Annotated in this window: 9 protein-coding genes; 8 read left to right on the top strand and 1 reads right to left on the bottom strand. The window is 75.6% G+C overall.

Features of this window, described 5'->3' with window-relative positions:
- Positions 1-137: 137 nt before the first annotated feature.
- The 4 genes from O7625_RS01845 to O7625_RS01830 all read left to right on the top strand — a co-directional run bounded on the left by O7625_RS01845 (position 138) and on the right by O7625_RS01830 (position 5,521).
- Entirely contained in the window at positions 138-839 is a 702-nt protein-coding gene (locus O7625_RS01845; RefSeq protein WP_067312683.1) for a response regulator transcription factor, read from the top strand.
- Complete coding sequence (locus O7625_RS01840) at positions 836-2,389, top strand: HAMP domain-containing sensor histidine kinase (protein WP_282343837.1); 1,554 nt, start codon at positions 836-838, stop codon at positions 2,387-2,389. The genes O7625_RS01845 and O7625_RS01840 overlap by 4 nt, the downstream gene beginning before the upstream one ends.
- Positions 2,390-2,473: 84 nt before the next feature.
- A complete protein-coding gene (locus O7625_RS01835; RefSeq protein ID WP_282343835.1) occupies positions 2,474-4,141 on the top strand; it encodes a trypsin-like peptidase domain-containing protein in 1,668 nt (555 codons plus the stop codon).
- Positions 4,142-4,459: 318 nt separating this feature from the next.
- Complete coding sequence (locus O7625_RS01830) at positions 4,460-5,521, top strand: glycosyltransferase family 4 protein (RefSeq protein ID WP_282346776.1); 1,062 nt, start codon at positions 4,460-4,462, stop codon at positions 5,519-5,521.
- Between the two features lie 112 nt (positions 5,522-5,633).
- On the opposite strand, the gene O7625_RS01825 is transcribed toward O7625_RS01830, so the two are convergent.
- Positions 5,634-7,334: a serine/threonine-protein kinase gene (locus tag O7625_RS01825; RefSeq protein WP_282343833.1), complete on the bottom strand. Its 1,701-nt coding sequence runs from the start codon at positions 7,332-7,334 to the stop codon at positions 5,634-5,636.
- A gap of 191 nt (positions 7,335-7,525) precedes the next feature.
- Here O7625_RS01825 and O7625_RS01820 point away from each other — a divergent pair, with 191 nt between their 5' ends.
- Genes O7625_RS01820 through O7625_RS01805 form a run of 4 tightly spaced genes read left to right on the top strand, consistent with a single transcriptional unit; the run spans position 7,526 to position 13,588 of the window.
- A complete protein-coding gene (locus O7625_RS01820) occupies positions 7,526-8,356 on the top strand; it encodes a patatin-like phospholipase family protein (protein WP_282343831.1) in 831 nt (276 codons plus the stop codon).
- Positions 8,356-9,375, top strand: a complete 1,020-nt coding sequence (locus O7625_RS01815; protein ID WP_282343829.1) for a 1-acyl-sn-glycerol-3-phosphate acyltransferase — start codon at positions 8,356-8,358, stop codon at positions 9,373-9,375. The genes O7625_RS01820 and O7625_RS01815 overlap by 1 nt, the downstream gene beginning before the upstream one ends.
- Positions 9,376-9,427: 52 nt before the next feature.
- Entirely contained in the window at positions 9,428-9,748 is a 321-nt protein-coding gene (gene cutA / locus O7625_RS01810) for a divalent-cation tolerance protein CutA (protein WP_282343827.1), read from the top strand.
- Between the two features lie 48 nt (positions 9,749-9,796).
- Positions 9,797-13,588: a hypothetical protein gene (locus O7625_RS01805; RefSeq protein ID WP_282343826.1), complete on the top strand. Its 3,792-nt coding sequence runs from the start codon at positions 9,797-9,799 to the stop codon at positions 13,586-13,588.
- Positions 13,589-13,612 lie beyond the last annotated feature (24 nt).

Genomic DNA, 13,612 nt, shown 5'->3' with positions numbered 1-13,612 from the left:
CCACGCGTCGCGGGCACCGCCCCGGTCGCCGGCCGTCGCCCCGGTCGCCGGCTACGACCGGGGCGCCGGACGGCTTCACAGGAATTTTGCAGGAACCGTCCAGCGCCGCCGCAGCGACGTCACGGATGATGGCCAGCATGGCCGCTACCCAGACCGAGGCGCGACTGCTCGTCGTCGAGGACGATCCCAACATCCTCGAACTGCTCTCTGCCAGCCTCCGCTTCGCGGGGTTCGACGTGGCGACCGCCACCAACGGCAGCGCGGCCCTGCACGCGGCCAAGGACCACCGCCCCGACCTGGTGGTGCTCGACGTGATGCTGCCCGACCTCGACGGCTTCGAGGTCATCCGGATGCTCCGGGAGGGCGGCACGCGTACCCCGGTGGTGTTCCTGACCGCCCGGGACGCCACCGACGACAAGATCCGTGGGCTGACCCTGGGTGGTGACGACTACGTCACCAAGCCGTTCAGCCTGGAGGAGCTGACCGCCCGGATCCGGGCGGTGCTGCGGCGTACGGCCACCGGCGAGCACGCCCCGTCCCGGCTCACCTTCGCCGACCTGGAGCTGGACGAGGAGACCCACGAGGTGCACCGGGCCGGCCAGCGGGTGCAGCTCTCGCCGACCGAGTTCAAGCTGCTGCGCTACCTGATGCTCAACGCCAACCGGGTGCTGTCCAAGGCGCAGATCCTCGACCACGTGTGGAACTACGATTTCCGGGGCGACGACAACATCGTCGAGTCCTACATCTCCTACCTGCGCCGCAAGGTGGACAACACCCAGCCCCGCCTGATCCACACCCTGCGTGGCGTCGGCTACGTCCTGCGCAAGCCGGCGGCGTGAGCCCGCTCGACGAGGCGAAAGGGCGGATCCGGAGCGTCCCGCTGCGGGTGAAGCTGGTCGCGGCGGTCCTCACCCTCGTCGCCGTCGCGCTGGTGGTGATCAGCTCGCTGACCACGTACTTCCTGCGTGAGTACCTGATCGGGCAGGTCGACGGGGAGCTGCAGTCGGCCAGCGTCCAGGTCGGTCGGCAGCTGCCCAACCTGGAGGCCGGGCTGGTCAGGGCGACCCTGCCCACCGACTACGTCGTGGCGCTCGGCGACGGGGACAGCTCCCGGTTCATCGGTTACGACCCGGCGCTCGAACCGGACGACCTGCCACCGATCCCCGCCGACGCGGCCGGTTTCCGCAGCGCGGAGGGCGAACCGTTCACGGTCCGGTCCCAGGACGGCCGGGAACGGTGGCGGATGCTCTACCGGGCACTCCCCGACGGCCGGGTGCTCGCCGTCGGGCAGCACCTCACCGACGTCGACCTGGCCGTCAAGCGGCTGATCTGGATAGACATGCTGGTCGGCGGGGCGGTGCTGATCCTGCTCGCCTCGATCGGCGCGGCCATCGTGCGGACCAGCCTGAAACCGCTGGTGGAGATCGAACGGACCGCCGCCGCGATCGCCGGTGGTGACCTGACCCGTCGGGTGCCCGACCCGGAGGAGGGGCAGGAGTGCGCCACCTCCGAGCTGGGCCGGCTCTCCCGGGCATTGAACGCGATGCTGGCCCAGATCGAGGCCGCCTTCACCGCCCGCGCCGCCTCCGAGATGGCGGCCCGGACGGCGGAGGCCGGTGCCCGGGACGCGGCCGACGCCGCGCTGGCGTCCGAGGCCCGCGCCCGGCGGTCGGAGGAGCGGATGCGGCAGTTCGTCGCGGACGCCTCGCACGAACTGCGGACCCCGCTGACCACCATCCGGGGCTTCGCCGAGCTGTACCGGCAGGGTGCGGCCCGTGCCCCGGAGCAGACCGCCGACCTGCTGCGCCGCATCGAGGACGAGGCGTCCCGGATGGGGCTGCTGGTGGAGGACCTGCTACTGCTCGCCCGGCTGGACCGGGAGCGCCCGCTGTCGCTCGCCCCGGTGGAGCTGCCGGTGCTCGCCTCCGACGCGGTCGAGGCGGCCCGGGTGGTCGCCCCGCAACGGCGCATCGAGCTGGAGATCGCCCCGGGATCCGGCCCGCTGGTGGTGCACGCCGACGACGCCCGGCTGCGGCAGGTGATCGGCAACCTGATGACCAACGCGCTGACCCACACCCCACCCGAGGCGTCGGTGACCCTGCGGCTGCGGTCGGAGACCGGGCACCTGGCCGTGATCGAGGTGGCGGACACCGGCCCGGGGCTCGCCCCGGAGCAGGCCGAGCGGGTCTTCGAGCGGTTCTACCGGGCCGACGCGGCCCGGACCCGGCGGGCCAGCGGAATCACCAGCACCGGCCTGGGGCTGGCCATCGTCGCCGCGCTGGTCACCGCGCACCAGGGCACGGTGGAGGTGGACGAGACGCCGGGTGGCGGGGCGACCTTCCGGGTCCGGCTGCCGCTGCTGCCCGAGCCCGACGGTGACGCCGAGTGAGGTTCCGCCGGTAGCGGTGTGACTTTCAGAAAACTTCCAGGCAGGATCCAGGCTGGTGACAGTGCTGCGGGGAAAACTAGGGTCATGACCGAGTTCGAGACCGACCCGCAGCGTCGGCCGGCTGCCACCGACGCCGAGCCGTCGCACCCCTCCGCCGAGCCGTCCCGCGCCGCGCGCGGCGAGTCCGACACCACCCCCACCACCGCCGGCACCGAGCAGGCCGGCAGCGGATCGCCGTACGCGCCGCCGCAGTCGTCGTCGCCGTACGCGCCGCCCGCGTACCCGCAGTCCTCGTACCAGTCGGGTGGCCAGGGCTACCGGCCCGGCTATCCGGCGTCCACCGGCTACCCGGGTTACCCGCAGGCGGGCCCGTACCCGTCGGCCGGTAACCCCCAGCCCGGCCAGCAGCAGCCCGGCTCCGGGTGGTCCGCCGGGCAGTCCGGCCAGCACCACCCCGGCACGTCGGGTCAGCCGGGTGCCGGCACGTCGTCCGCGGGTTACCCGGGTCAGCCCGGTGCCGGCACGTCGTCCGCCGGTTACCCGGGTCAGCCGGGTGCCGGCGGCACCGGGCAGCCGGGCGTCGGTTACCCGGGCCAGCACGGTCAGCCGTCCGCCGGGTATCCCGGGTCGGCCGGTCCCGGCGGCCCGCAGCACCCCGGCCCGCAGCAGCCGTGGGCTCCCGCCCCCGCGCCGCAGGCCGGCAGGGTGGCCAAGTTCGTCGGCGCCGGGGTGGCGGTCTTCGCCCTGATGCTCGGCTCCGGTGTGGCCGGCGGCGCGCTGGCCCTGGCGGTGGACGGCGACCGGGGCGGCATCACCCGCACCTACTCCGCCGCGCCGGTGATCAACAGCGCCGATCTTCCCAAGATCGCGGCGTCGGTCCAGGACAGCGTCGTCTCGATCATCACCGACAACGGTGAGGGGTCGGGCGTGATCCTCAGCTCCGACGGCTTCGTGCTGACCAACAACCACGTGGTCGCCTCCGCCTCCGGGGACGCCGTCCGGGTGGTCTTCGCCAACGGCAAGTCCGCCCCGGCCAAGATCGTCGGTACCGATCCGAAGACCGACCTCGCGGTGGTCCAGACCAGCGGCATCAGCGACCTCAAGGCGGCGAAGTTCGGCGACAGCGACGCCATGCAGGTGGGTGACCAGGTGCTCGCCCTGGGCAGCCCGCTCGGCCTCCAGGGTTCGGTGACCGCCGGCATCCTCAGCGCCCGGGACCGCACCATCCAGGCCGGCAGCGGCAACAGCCCGCAGCAGTCCCCGCAGGGCGGTGCCAGCTCGATCGCCGGCCTGCTCCAGACCGACGCCCCGATCAACCCGGGCAACTCCGGTGGCGCGCTGGTCAACACCCGGGGCGAGGTGATCGGCATCAACACCGCCATCGCCACCGCCGGGCAGGGCAGCACCGGCAACATCGGGGTCGGCTTCGCCATCCCGAGCAACAAGGCCAAGGACGTCGCCGAGAAGCTCCAACGGGGCGAGAAGATCAGCCACCCGTCCCTCGGCGTCAGCGTCAACGCGGCCGAGGACGGCGGAGCCCTGGTCGCCGCCGTCACCGGGGGCAGCGCCGCCGAGAAGGCCGGCATCCAGCGGGGCGACGTGATCACCAAGTTCGGGGACAAGGTGATCAACGACTCCAACGATCTGGTCGGCGCGGTGCAGGCCGGCAAGGTGGGCGACCGGGTCCAGGTGACCTACAAGCGAAATGGTGCCGAGGCGACCGCAACCGTGACGCTCGCCGAAACGTCATAGCCATCAGACCTGCCTCCTCCGGGGCGGCGGGCGGCGGAGCCAAGGGGGTTGGCTCCACCGCCCGCCGCCCTTCTTCCTGCCCGGGGTGCCCCACCCCGGGCAGGCGCGTCCCGCCCGGAGTGGCGGCCGGGCGTATCCGGTCCGGGGGGCCGCCGGGCGCGTCCCGCGGGGGGTGGCCCGGCCGGCCGGGCGCGTTTGACCGCCCGGTCGACGGGAAATCGCCGCCGGTCCCGCTTCACCGGGACGACGGGAGGATCCGTGACCGTGACCCACCGCCTGTCGGAGCGGCCGCCGCCGGAGCGACCGTTGCGGATAGCGATGCTGGTTCCGCCGTGGCTGTCGGTGCCGCCACCCGGGTACGGCGGGCTCGAACAGGTGGTGCACGGACTGGTGGACGCGCTCGTCGGGCACGGCCACGAGGTGACCCTCTTCGGCGCCGGACGGCAGCACGGGACGGCTGCCGAGTACGTCTGGACGATCGACGAGCTGCAGTACGACCGGCTGGGCGAGTCGCTGCCCGAACTGGCCCACCTGGCGCGCGTCCGGCAGTTGATCTCCGCTGCCGACTTCGACGTGATCCACGACCACACCACGATCGGGCCGCTGATCGCCGGCCGGCGCGCGGTGCCCACCGTGGCCACCGTGCACGGCAACCCGGTCGGGGAGTACGGGGCGGTGCTCGGCGACACCGACCACGGGGTGGGCCTGGTGGCGATCTCGCACGCCCAACGCCGGGCCAACCCCGGCCTGCCCTGGGTGGGCACCGTGCACAACGCCCTGGACGGCCGGGACGTACCGGCCAAGCGGGAACCCGGTCGCGGCCCGGTGCTCTGGCTGGCCCGGTTCAGCCCGGACAAGGGTCCGGACCTGGCGATCCGGGCGTGCCGGGCGGCGGGGTTGCCGCTCACCCTGGCGGGCAAGTGCAACGAGCCCGCCGAGCGCCAGCACTTCGCCGAGGCGGTCCAGCCGATGCTGGGTGAGGACGTCGACGTGATCCTGAACGCGGACCGGGAGGCGACGCTGCGGCTGCTGGTCGACGCCCGGTGTCTGATCATGCCGATCCAGTGGGAGGAGCCGTTCGGCATGGTGATGGTGGAGGCCATGGCGACCGGTACGCCGGTGGTGGCGCTGCGCCGGGGCGCGGTGCCGGAGGTGGTGGTCGACGGGGTGACCGGGCTGATCTGTGACGGTGCCGAGGAGCTGCCGGCGGCGCTGCGCGAGGTGGACCGGCTCGACCCGGCGGCCTGCGTCGCGCACGTCGCCGAGAACTTCTCCACCGAGCGGATGGCGCGCGGCTACGAGGCGATCTACCGGGCCGTGGCGCACTCGGCCCGCCGCCCCCACCACACCACCGGGTCCGTCCCGCTGCGCACCCGCTGACCGACCGCCGGGCGGCCGGAGGAGCACCCGGGCCGGTGGGCGCACCCGGGCCGGCGGGCGGCCGGTGACGGCAGCGCCACGGCCGGCGGGTCGACCCGGGTGGCGTGGGGGGTCAGGTGGTGGTCGCGGCGAGGTCCCGGGCGGCGGATTCGAGCTGGCGGCCGTACGTCGCGGTGATGCCGCCCTCGTCGACCCGCCGGGTGACCTTCTCCCGGAGCGCGACCGCCTGGGCGGGCACGTCCGGGCTCCCCGCGGCGGCGGCGCGGGTCAGGTTGGCCAGTACGTTGCGCAGGTCGATACCGACGTCCTCGCGGATCTCACCGGTGCGGACCCCGTCGTCGACCAGCCGGCGCATCCGGTCGGCCGCCTCGGTCAGCCCACCGGCGCCCTGCCCGCCGTCCGGGGTCGACGTGGTGCGGGGTGGCGTGGGCGTGCCGGTGGCCCGGCGGGGCGCCGGTGGCGGGGTGGGGTCCGCCGGTGGCTGGGTGCGCGGTGGTGGCGGTTCGGTCGTCGGGCTCTCGGTGGGCCGGGCGACCGGCGGGGTGTGGGTTCCCGGCTCCAGGAGCGGGGCGAGCAGCAGGACCGCCGCGACCGTGAACACGACCAGTGCACCCACCGCCACCAGCGGCCGCCGCGACGGTGGCAACTCCGGCTCGGGGGGCGGGCCGCCGTCACCGGCACCGCCCGCGCGGCCGGTGGGCCGACCGCCGCCCACCACCCCGACACCCGCCGTCGCGTTGCCCGTGGCCCGGTCGCCGGCCCCGCCGGCCCCCGCGACACCGCCGCGCCCCGCCCCGGTACCGGCTGTCGTGCCGGCACCGGGGCCGGCCGCCGGCACGGCACCGGCGTCCGCCGCGACCCGGGCGGTGGCGGTGGTCCGGGCGCCCGTGCCGGCTGCCGCGGCCCCCGGCGCGCCGGGTGGACCGGCGAGCGCCGGCAGGCTGACCGTCGGGGAGAGCATGGTGGCCGCCTGCGGGTCGCCCGGCAGCAGTTGGTCGCGGAGCGCGGTGGCGACCTGGTGCGCGGTCGGCCGTTCGTGCGGATCCCGGGCCAGGCAGCGCAGGCAGACGTCGACCACCAGCGGCGGCAGCCCCGGTACGCCGTCCAGCGACAGCGGTGTCTCGTCGGTGATCGCGGCGGCGAGCTGTTCCCAGGTCTCCGCCGGGTAGGGCGGCTGGCCGGTCAGCGTCTCGTAGAGCAGCACCCCGAGGGAGTAGACGTCGGTCGACGGCTGGGCCGGTGCGCCGTCCAACCGCTCCGGTGCCACGTACGCCGGGGTGCCGAAGGTGCCCCCGTCCTCGTCGTCGTCGGGGGTGCCGACCTGGGTGGCGATGCCGAAGTCCAGCACCTTCGCGCCGACCCTGGTCATCATGACGTTCGCCGGGGTGATGTCCCGGTGCACGATGCCCAGCCGGTGCGCCGCCGCCAGCGCCTCGGCCACCTGGGCGCCCACCTCGACCGCCTCCGGCCAGGGCAGCGGCCCCTCGGAGAGCCGGTGCTCCAGCTCCTCGCCGGTGAGCAGCTCCATCACCACGAACGAGGTGATCTCGCCGTCCGGGGCGAGCGCCTCGCCGTAGTCGTGCACCGCTGTCACGTGCGGGTGGACCAGTTGCGCGGCGGAACGTGCCTCCTCGCGGACCATGTCGCGGAACCGGGCGTCGGCGGCCAGCGACGGCGCGAGCACCTTGACCGCGACGACCCGGTCGAGCACCTCGTCGCGGGCCCGCCAGATCACCGACATCCCGCCGGCCCCGATCCTGTCGAGGAGCCGGTACCTGCGGGCCAGCAACCTACCGGCGTTCAGGGTTGCCATCAGTGTTCGCACCTGCCTGAGGGTCGGGGTGGTGTCAGGTTGCGGGAATGTGTCCTCACTGTCAACGGTTGTCCAGTTGCCCGGTGACCCTGTGCGACGGACTGTGTTCCCACCGCCACACGGCGGCGGTCCGGGTCGGCGGCCAGCGGCTGCGCCGCAGGTGCGGGCGGCGGCGTGCCAGGATGAACGGCATGAGTGGCGGTCCGGTGGCGTTCGTGCTCGGCGGCGGGGGAGTGCTCGGCGCGGTCGAGGTGGGCATGCTGCGCGCCCTCTTCCGGGCCCGGATCCGCCCCGACGTGGTGCTCGGCACCTCGATCGGCGCGGTCAACGGCGCGCTGGTCGCCGCCGACCCGTCCGAGGCGGTCACCGACCGGCTGGTCCGGCTCTGGGCCTCCCCGGAGGCGAGCGAGGTGTACGGCGACTCGGTGGCCCGGCAGCTGCGCCGGTTCGCCGCCCGTACCCACCTGCACTCGCCCCGGCCGCTGCGCAAGCTGTTGGAGGGCGAGCTGGGCGCGGAGACCACCTTCGCCGACCTGAAGGTCCCGTTCCGCTGCTGTGCGGCCAACATCGAGCGGGCCGCCGAGCACTGGTTCCACACCGGACCGCTGGTGCCGGCGGTGCTCGCGTCCGCCTCGGTGCCCGGCCTGCTGCCCCCGGCCCAGATCGACGGCCAGCACTACATCGACGGCGGGATCGTCAACTCGATCCCGATCGGCGAGGCGGTGGCGGTCGGCGCGACGCAGATCTTCGTCCTCCAGGTGGGGCGGATCGAGCGGGAGCTGACGCCGCCCCGACGGCCCTGGGAGATCGCCCAGGTCGCGTTCGAGATCGCCCGCCGGCACCGGTTCGCCCGGGAGCTGGCCGCGCTGCCCGAGGGGGTACGGGTGCACGTGCTGCCGACCGGTGGGCTGGAGCCGCGCGACGACAGCCCCTGGGCGTACCGGGACATGGCGGCCGTGGGGCGGCGGATCAGCCGCGCCTACACCGCGTCCCGGGCGTACCTGGCGACGCTGGACCGTTGATGCCGTTGCCCCCACGCTGGGTACGCCGGCTGCTGTTCGCCCCCGCGGTGGTCCTGCTCGCGGTCACGGTGCTGACCACCGTACCGGTGTGGGCGCTGCTCGCGCTCGCCGTGTCGCCGTTCGTGCCGGGCCGGCTGCGCCCGCTGCGGCTGCTCTGGATCGGCTGCGTCTACCTGGTCTGGGACGCCGCCGCGCTGGTCGCGCTCTTCGTGCTCTGGCTGGCCTCCGGGTTCGGCCGGTGGAAGCGGTCGCCGGCCTTCCAGCGGGCGCACTACGTGCTCGCCGGCTGGTTCCTCCGGGCGCTGTTCTGGCAGGCCCGTTGGACGCTGCGGCTGAGCATCGACGTGGTCGGCACCGACCCGGACACCGCGCTGCCCGGCCGGCCGGAGCTGGTGCTCTGCCGGCACGCCGGCCCGGGTGACTCGTTCATCCTGATCCACTCCCTGGTCAACTGGTTCCAGCGGGAGCCCCGGATCGTGCTCAAGGAGGCACTCCAGTGGGATCCGGCGATCGACGTCCTGCTCAACCGGCTGCCCAACCGCTTCGTCGCCGCCGGTGACGGCCGGGACGCGGCGGTCCGGCAGATCGGCCACCTCGCCACCGGCCTGGACGACGACGACGCCTTCGTGATCTTCCCGGAGGGCGGCAACTTCACCCCCGGCCGGCGGGTCCGGGCCATCGACCGGCTCCGCGCGCTCGGCCTGGAGCGGATGGCGGTGCGCGCCGAGCGGATGCAGCACGTGCTCGCCCCGCAGCCCGGCGGGGTGCTCGCCGCCCTGGACGCCGCCCCCGAGGCCGGAGTGATCTTCGTGGCGCACACCGGTCTGGACCGGATGCTCACCGTCGCCGACGTCTGGCGCGAACTGCCGATGGACAAACGGATCGTGATGCGCTTCTGGTCGGTGCCGCCGGAGGACGTCCCGACCGGCCGTCAGGAGCGCATCGACTGGCTCTTCGACTGGTGGGACCGGATCGACCGGTGGATCGCCGCCAACCGGGACGGGGTGACCGCCGAGTGAACACAGCGTCACGGTCGACCGGTTCGCCACCATTCCCACGTAGGGTGCGCAGGTGGACCAGATCTGCGTGGTGACGACGGTGGTGGACTCGCGCTCCGTCGCCGACCTGATGGCGGCCGCCGCGGTGGCCGGACGACTGGCCGCCTGTGCGCAGGTCGGTGGCCAGGTGGACAGCACGTACTGGTGGCGGGCCGGGGTGGAGACCAGCACCGAGTGGTCGGTGCAGTTCAAGACCGCCCCCGACCGGGCCACGGCGCTGGTCGGCCAGATCCGCGCCAACCATCCGTACGAGGTGCCCGAGATCCTGGTCACCCAGGTGGAGAGCGGCGACCCGGCGTACGCGCTCTGGGTGCACGAGAACACCCGTACCTAGGTACGGGCACTCTGGCCTGCGGTTGCGGCCCACCGGCAGGATGGCCGGGTGGAGAACACCGGTTACCCCTGCCCGCGCTGCGGTGCGCCCGCCGAGTTGACCCGGGGGTGTGCCCGCTGCGGGCTCGGGCCGTACCCGCCCGCCGCCGAGGTGGTCCGGTTGGACCGGGAGATCGTCACTCTCGGTCGTGAGGTCGAGCGGGCGCGGGAGGCGTACCAGGGACTCGGCACGCGGCTGCTCGCGGCGCAGCGCCGCCGGGCGGAACTGGCGGCGGGTATCCGCCGCGAGATCCCCGCCCCCACCCGGGTCGGCACGACCGCCCGGCCGGTGCCGTCGGCGGCGCATCCGGGCCTGCCGGCCGCGCATCCGGTGCCGTCGGCGCTCCGCCCCGCTACTCCGTCCACCCCGGCCGTGCCCGCCGGCTACCCGTCCACCCCGGCCGCGCACCCGGCCGCGCCGGCCGCGCACCCGGCCGCGCCGGCCGCGCACCCGGCCGCGCCGGCCGCGCACCCGGCCGCGCCGGCCGCGTATCCGGGGCGTCCGGCCGGGACCGTCGCGGCCGGTGGGACCGTGCCGCCGGCCGGGTTCGGTGCCCTTCCCGCGACGGGGGAGACGCCGGGCCGGCCGGAGACCTCGACCCGGACGATCCAGTGGCTGCTGTTCGTCCTCGGTGGCCTCCTGCTCGGTACGGCGGCGGTGGTCTTCACGGCGGTCGCCTGGGCGACGGTGGGGGTGGCCGGCCGGGCGCTGATCCTGGCCGCGTTCACCGCCCTCGCCCTGGCGGTGCCGCTGGTGGCGAGGTGGCGCGGACTGCGTGGCACCGCCGAGACGTTCGCCGCGGTGGGTCTGCTGCTGGTGGTCCTCGACGGGTACGCCGCCTGGTCGGTGAACCTGCTGGGCACCGCCGACTGGCCGGGTACCCGCTACGCCGCCCTGGTCGGCGGGGTCAGCGCGGCGGTCGCCGCCGGATACGCCCTGCTCAGCCGGCTCACCGTGCCGTGGTTCGCGGCGTTGCTCGTGGTCCAGCCGGTGCTGCCGCTGGCGGCGGCCCAGTCCCGGCCCGGTGCCACCGGCTGGACGCTGGTGTTCCTCGGGGTGGCGCTGCTCGACCTCGTGGTGGTGGCCGCGCTGCGCCGCCGCCCGTCGGCGCCCGCCGTGGCGGGTCCGGGGGGAGAGGTGGTGGTGCCCGCCGGGGGGTCGGGCACCGCCACCGCCCCGGCGGCCGGAGGACCGGCGGAACCGGTCACCGGTGGGGGACCGGCTGCCGGTGGAGGGCCGCTGGCCGGCGGGGGACCGGTGGCCGGACCGGCCGGGTCCACCGCCGTGCTCGCCGGCCGGGTGCTCGGCTGGCTCGGCTTCGGCGCGGCGGTGACGGTCGCCGCGAGTTGCGCGCTGGTGCCGCTGGCGCTGGGTCGGGCCGGCGGTCAGCCGCTCCTCGCCGGCCTGCCGCTGCTCCTCGTCGGTCTGGTCCTGAGCGGCGCGGCACGGGTCGCCGGTGCCCGGGTGTTCCAGCAGATCGCCGCCGGGTTGCTGGTGCCGTTGCTGGCCGTCGTGCTGCTGCGGCCGGTGGGTGAGCTGCGGGCCGGGTTCCTGCTGCTCGCCGTGGGCCTGGTGGCGGCCGTCCTGGCCGGTGCCGTCCGGCTGCTGCCGCAGCGGCACCGCAGCGGTCCCCGGGTCGGGGCGCTGCTGGTCGCGGCCGGGGCGGCCCAGGTCGTCGTGCTCGCCACCGGGGGCGTCGCCGCGCTCGCGGTGGACCGGTCACTGCCCGCCTGGCGGGGTGCCGGGGCCGGCCCCGACCTGCCCTGGGGCTGGCAGCTCCCGCTCACCGTGCTGCTCACCGTCACCGCCGGGTTCCTGCTGTTGCCGAGGGCGGCCCGCCCGGTGACCGCGCTGCTGGGGGTGGCGGTCACCGCCATGGCGCTGCCGGCGGTGACGGTCACCCCGTGGCCGGCGACCCTCGCGGTCGACCTGGCCGTCGGTGCGGCGCTGCTGCCGGTCGCGGTGCTGTGCGGCCGGCGTACCGCGACCGTGCTGGTCGGTGCCGGGGGCGCGGCGGCGCTGCTCGGGCACGGGCTGCTGGTGGCGGCGGCCGACCCGGTGGGGCTGCTGGTGGCGCTCGGGGTGGTGCTGGCCGTCGGGCTGGCGGTGGCGCTGCCCGGCCGCCCGGTGAACGCCGCCGCGCGCCGGGTCGCCGGGCTCGCGCTGGCGGTCGCGCTGCTCACCGTGCCGGCCGGTGCGGCGGTCGCGCTGCGGGTCGCCGGGTCGCCGCCGTGGTGGCAGCTGCGGGCCGGGCTCGTCGCCGCCGTGCTGCTGCTGGTCCCGCTGCTCGCGCTGCGTCGCCGCCGACCCGACCTCGACGGGTACGCCGGCACCGCGCTCGCCCTGGCGCTCGCCGCCGTGGTGCTGCCGACCACCGTCCCCGGTGGGGAGCCGGTGGCGCTCTACGCCGCGTTGGCGCTGGTCGCCTTGGCACTGGCCGACCGGGGTACCGAGCCGGTGACCCCGGGACGGGTGGTCGGCGTCGGGTTGGCCGGGTGCGCCGTGCTCGCCGCCGCCCCGGTGACCCTGACCGCGCTGTTCGCCCCCTACGGTGGGCCGGTCCGCCCGTGGGCGGGGGTGCCGACGGGGGACGGACCGGCCGCCGCCCCGGTGGTCGGATTGGCGCTGCTGGTCCTCGCCCTCACCGTCGCGCTGGTCACCCACCGGCACACCGGTGGCCGGTCCGGTCCGGCCGTCGCCGCGCTGCCGTTCGCGGCGGCGGCGCTGCCGGTACTGCTGCTCGGCACGCCCGTCGGCTGGCCGCTGGTGCCGGCGGTGGTGCTGCTCGTCGGGGTCGCCGCCCTGCTCACCGCCGCGCTCGGCGGCCCGGGTACGCCGGTGACCACCTCGGTCGGTCTGCTGTGGACCGCCGCCGGTCTGCTCGGGCTGTTCGCCAGCCGGGCCGGCACGCTGGCCGGGCTGGCCCTGCTGGTGACCGCGGCGGCCGTCGTCGGCGCGGTCGGCCGGTGGGCCGGGGTACGGCTGCTCGGCTGCCTGACCACTGTCGCGGCGGCCACCTGCTTCGCGCTCACCGCGACGCTGGCCGCCGGCCTGCCCCTGCGGACGGCCGGTCTCCCGGTGCTCGGGGTGGCGGTGGCGGTGCTCCTCGGCGCCCCTCTGCTGACCCGGCGCGGGCCGCTGACCGTACGGGCGTTGGAGGCGGCGGCGCAGGCGGTGGCCGTGCTCGCCCTGCTGCTCACCATCGGCGCGATCCGGCACGCGGCGGTGATCTGCGTGCTCTGGGGGGCCGCCGCCGCGCTGCGGGTGCTGTACCCGGGTCAGTCGGCCGGCGGCCGGTGGGTCATGGGTGCGGTGGCCGGTGGCAGTGAGCTGCTCGGGGCGTGGCTGCTGCTGGTCAGCGGCGAGGTGGCGCTGTTGGAGGCGTACACCCTGCCGGCGGCCGGGTTGACGCTGGTCGCCGGCCTGCTGGCGCTGCGTGCCCGACCCGGGTTGACCAGCTGGCTCGCGCTCGGCCCGGCGCTCGCCGCCGGTCTGCTGCCCAGCCTGGTGTCGGTGCTGGTGGCCCCGGACCCGCAGCCCTGGCGGCGGCTGCTGCTCGGCGCGGCGGCCCTGGGGGTGGTGCTGGTCGGGGCGGTGCGGCGCTGGCAGGCCCCGGTGGTGCTGGGCGGCGGCAGCCTCGTCCTGCTCGCGCTGCACGAGCTGGTCCGGGGCTGGGACCTGCTGCCCCGCTGGATCTACCTGGCGGTCGGCGGGCTGACGCTGATCACCCTCGCCGCCACCTACGAGCGACGTCGGCGCGACGTGACCCGGCTGCGGGCGGCGGTGGGCCGGATGAGTTGACCCGGCCACCGGTAGGGTCGTGCC

Source organism: Micromonospora sp. WMMD714 (genome assembly GCF_029581315.1).
GTDB lineage: Bacteria > Actinomycetota > Actinomycetes > Mycobacteriales > Micromonosporaceae > Micromonospora > Micromonospora rifamycinica.
Note: the sequence above shows the minus strand (reverse complement) of the source record. Positions and strands in the feature narration are given on the sequence as shown.

What these genes read in the sequence shown, in the direction of transcription:
- O7625_RS01845 (WP_067312683.1), top strand. Translation starts at nt 138, where the DNA reads ATGGCCGCTACCCAGACCGAGGCGCGACTGCTCGTCGTCGAGGACGAT.
- O7625_RS01835 (WP_282343835.1), top strand. Translation starts at nt 2,474, where the DNA reads ATGACCGAGTTCGAGACCGACCCGCAGCGTCGGCCGGCTGCCACCGAC.
- O7625_RS01830 (WP_282346776.1), top strand. Translation starts at nt 4,460, where the DNA reads ATGCTGGTTCCGCCGTGGCTGTCGGTGCCGCCACCCGGGTACGGCGGG.
- O7625_RS01825 (WP_282343833.1), bottom strand. Translation starts at nt 7,334, where the DNA reads ATGGCAACCCTGAACGCCGGTAGGTTGCTGGCCCGCAGGTACCGGCTC.
- O7625_RS01820 (WP_282343831.1), top strand. Translation starts at nt 7,526, where the DNA reads ATGAGTGGCGGTCCGGTGGCGTTCGTGCTCGGCGGCGGGGGAGTGCTC.
- O7625_RS01815 (WP_282343829.1), top strand. Translation starts at nt 8,356, where the DNA reads ATGCCGTTGCCCCCACGCTGGGTACGCCGGCTGCTGTTCGCCCCCGCG.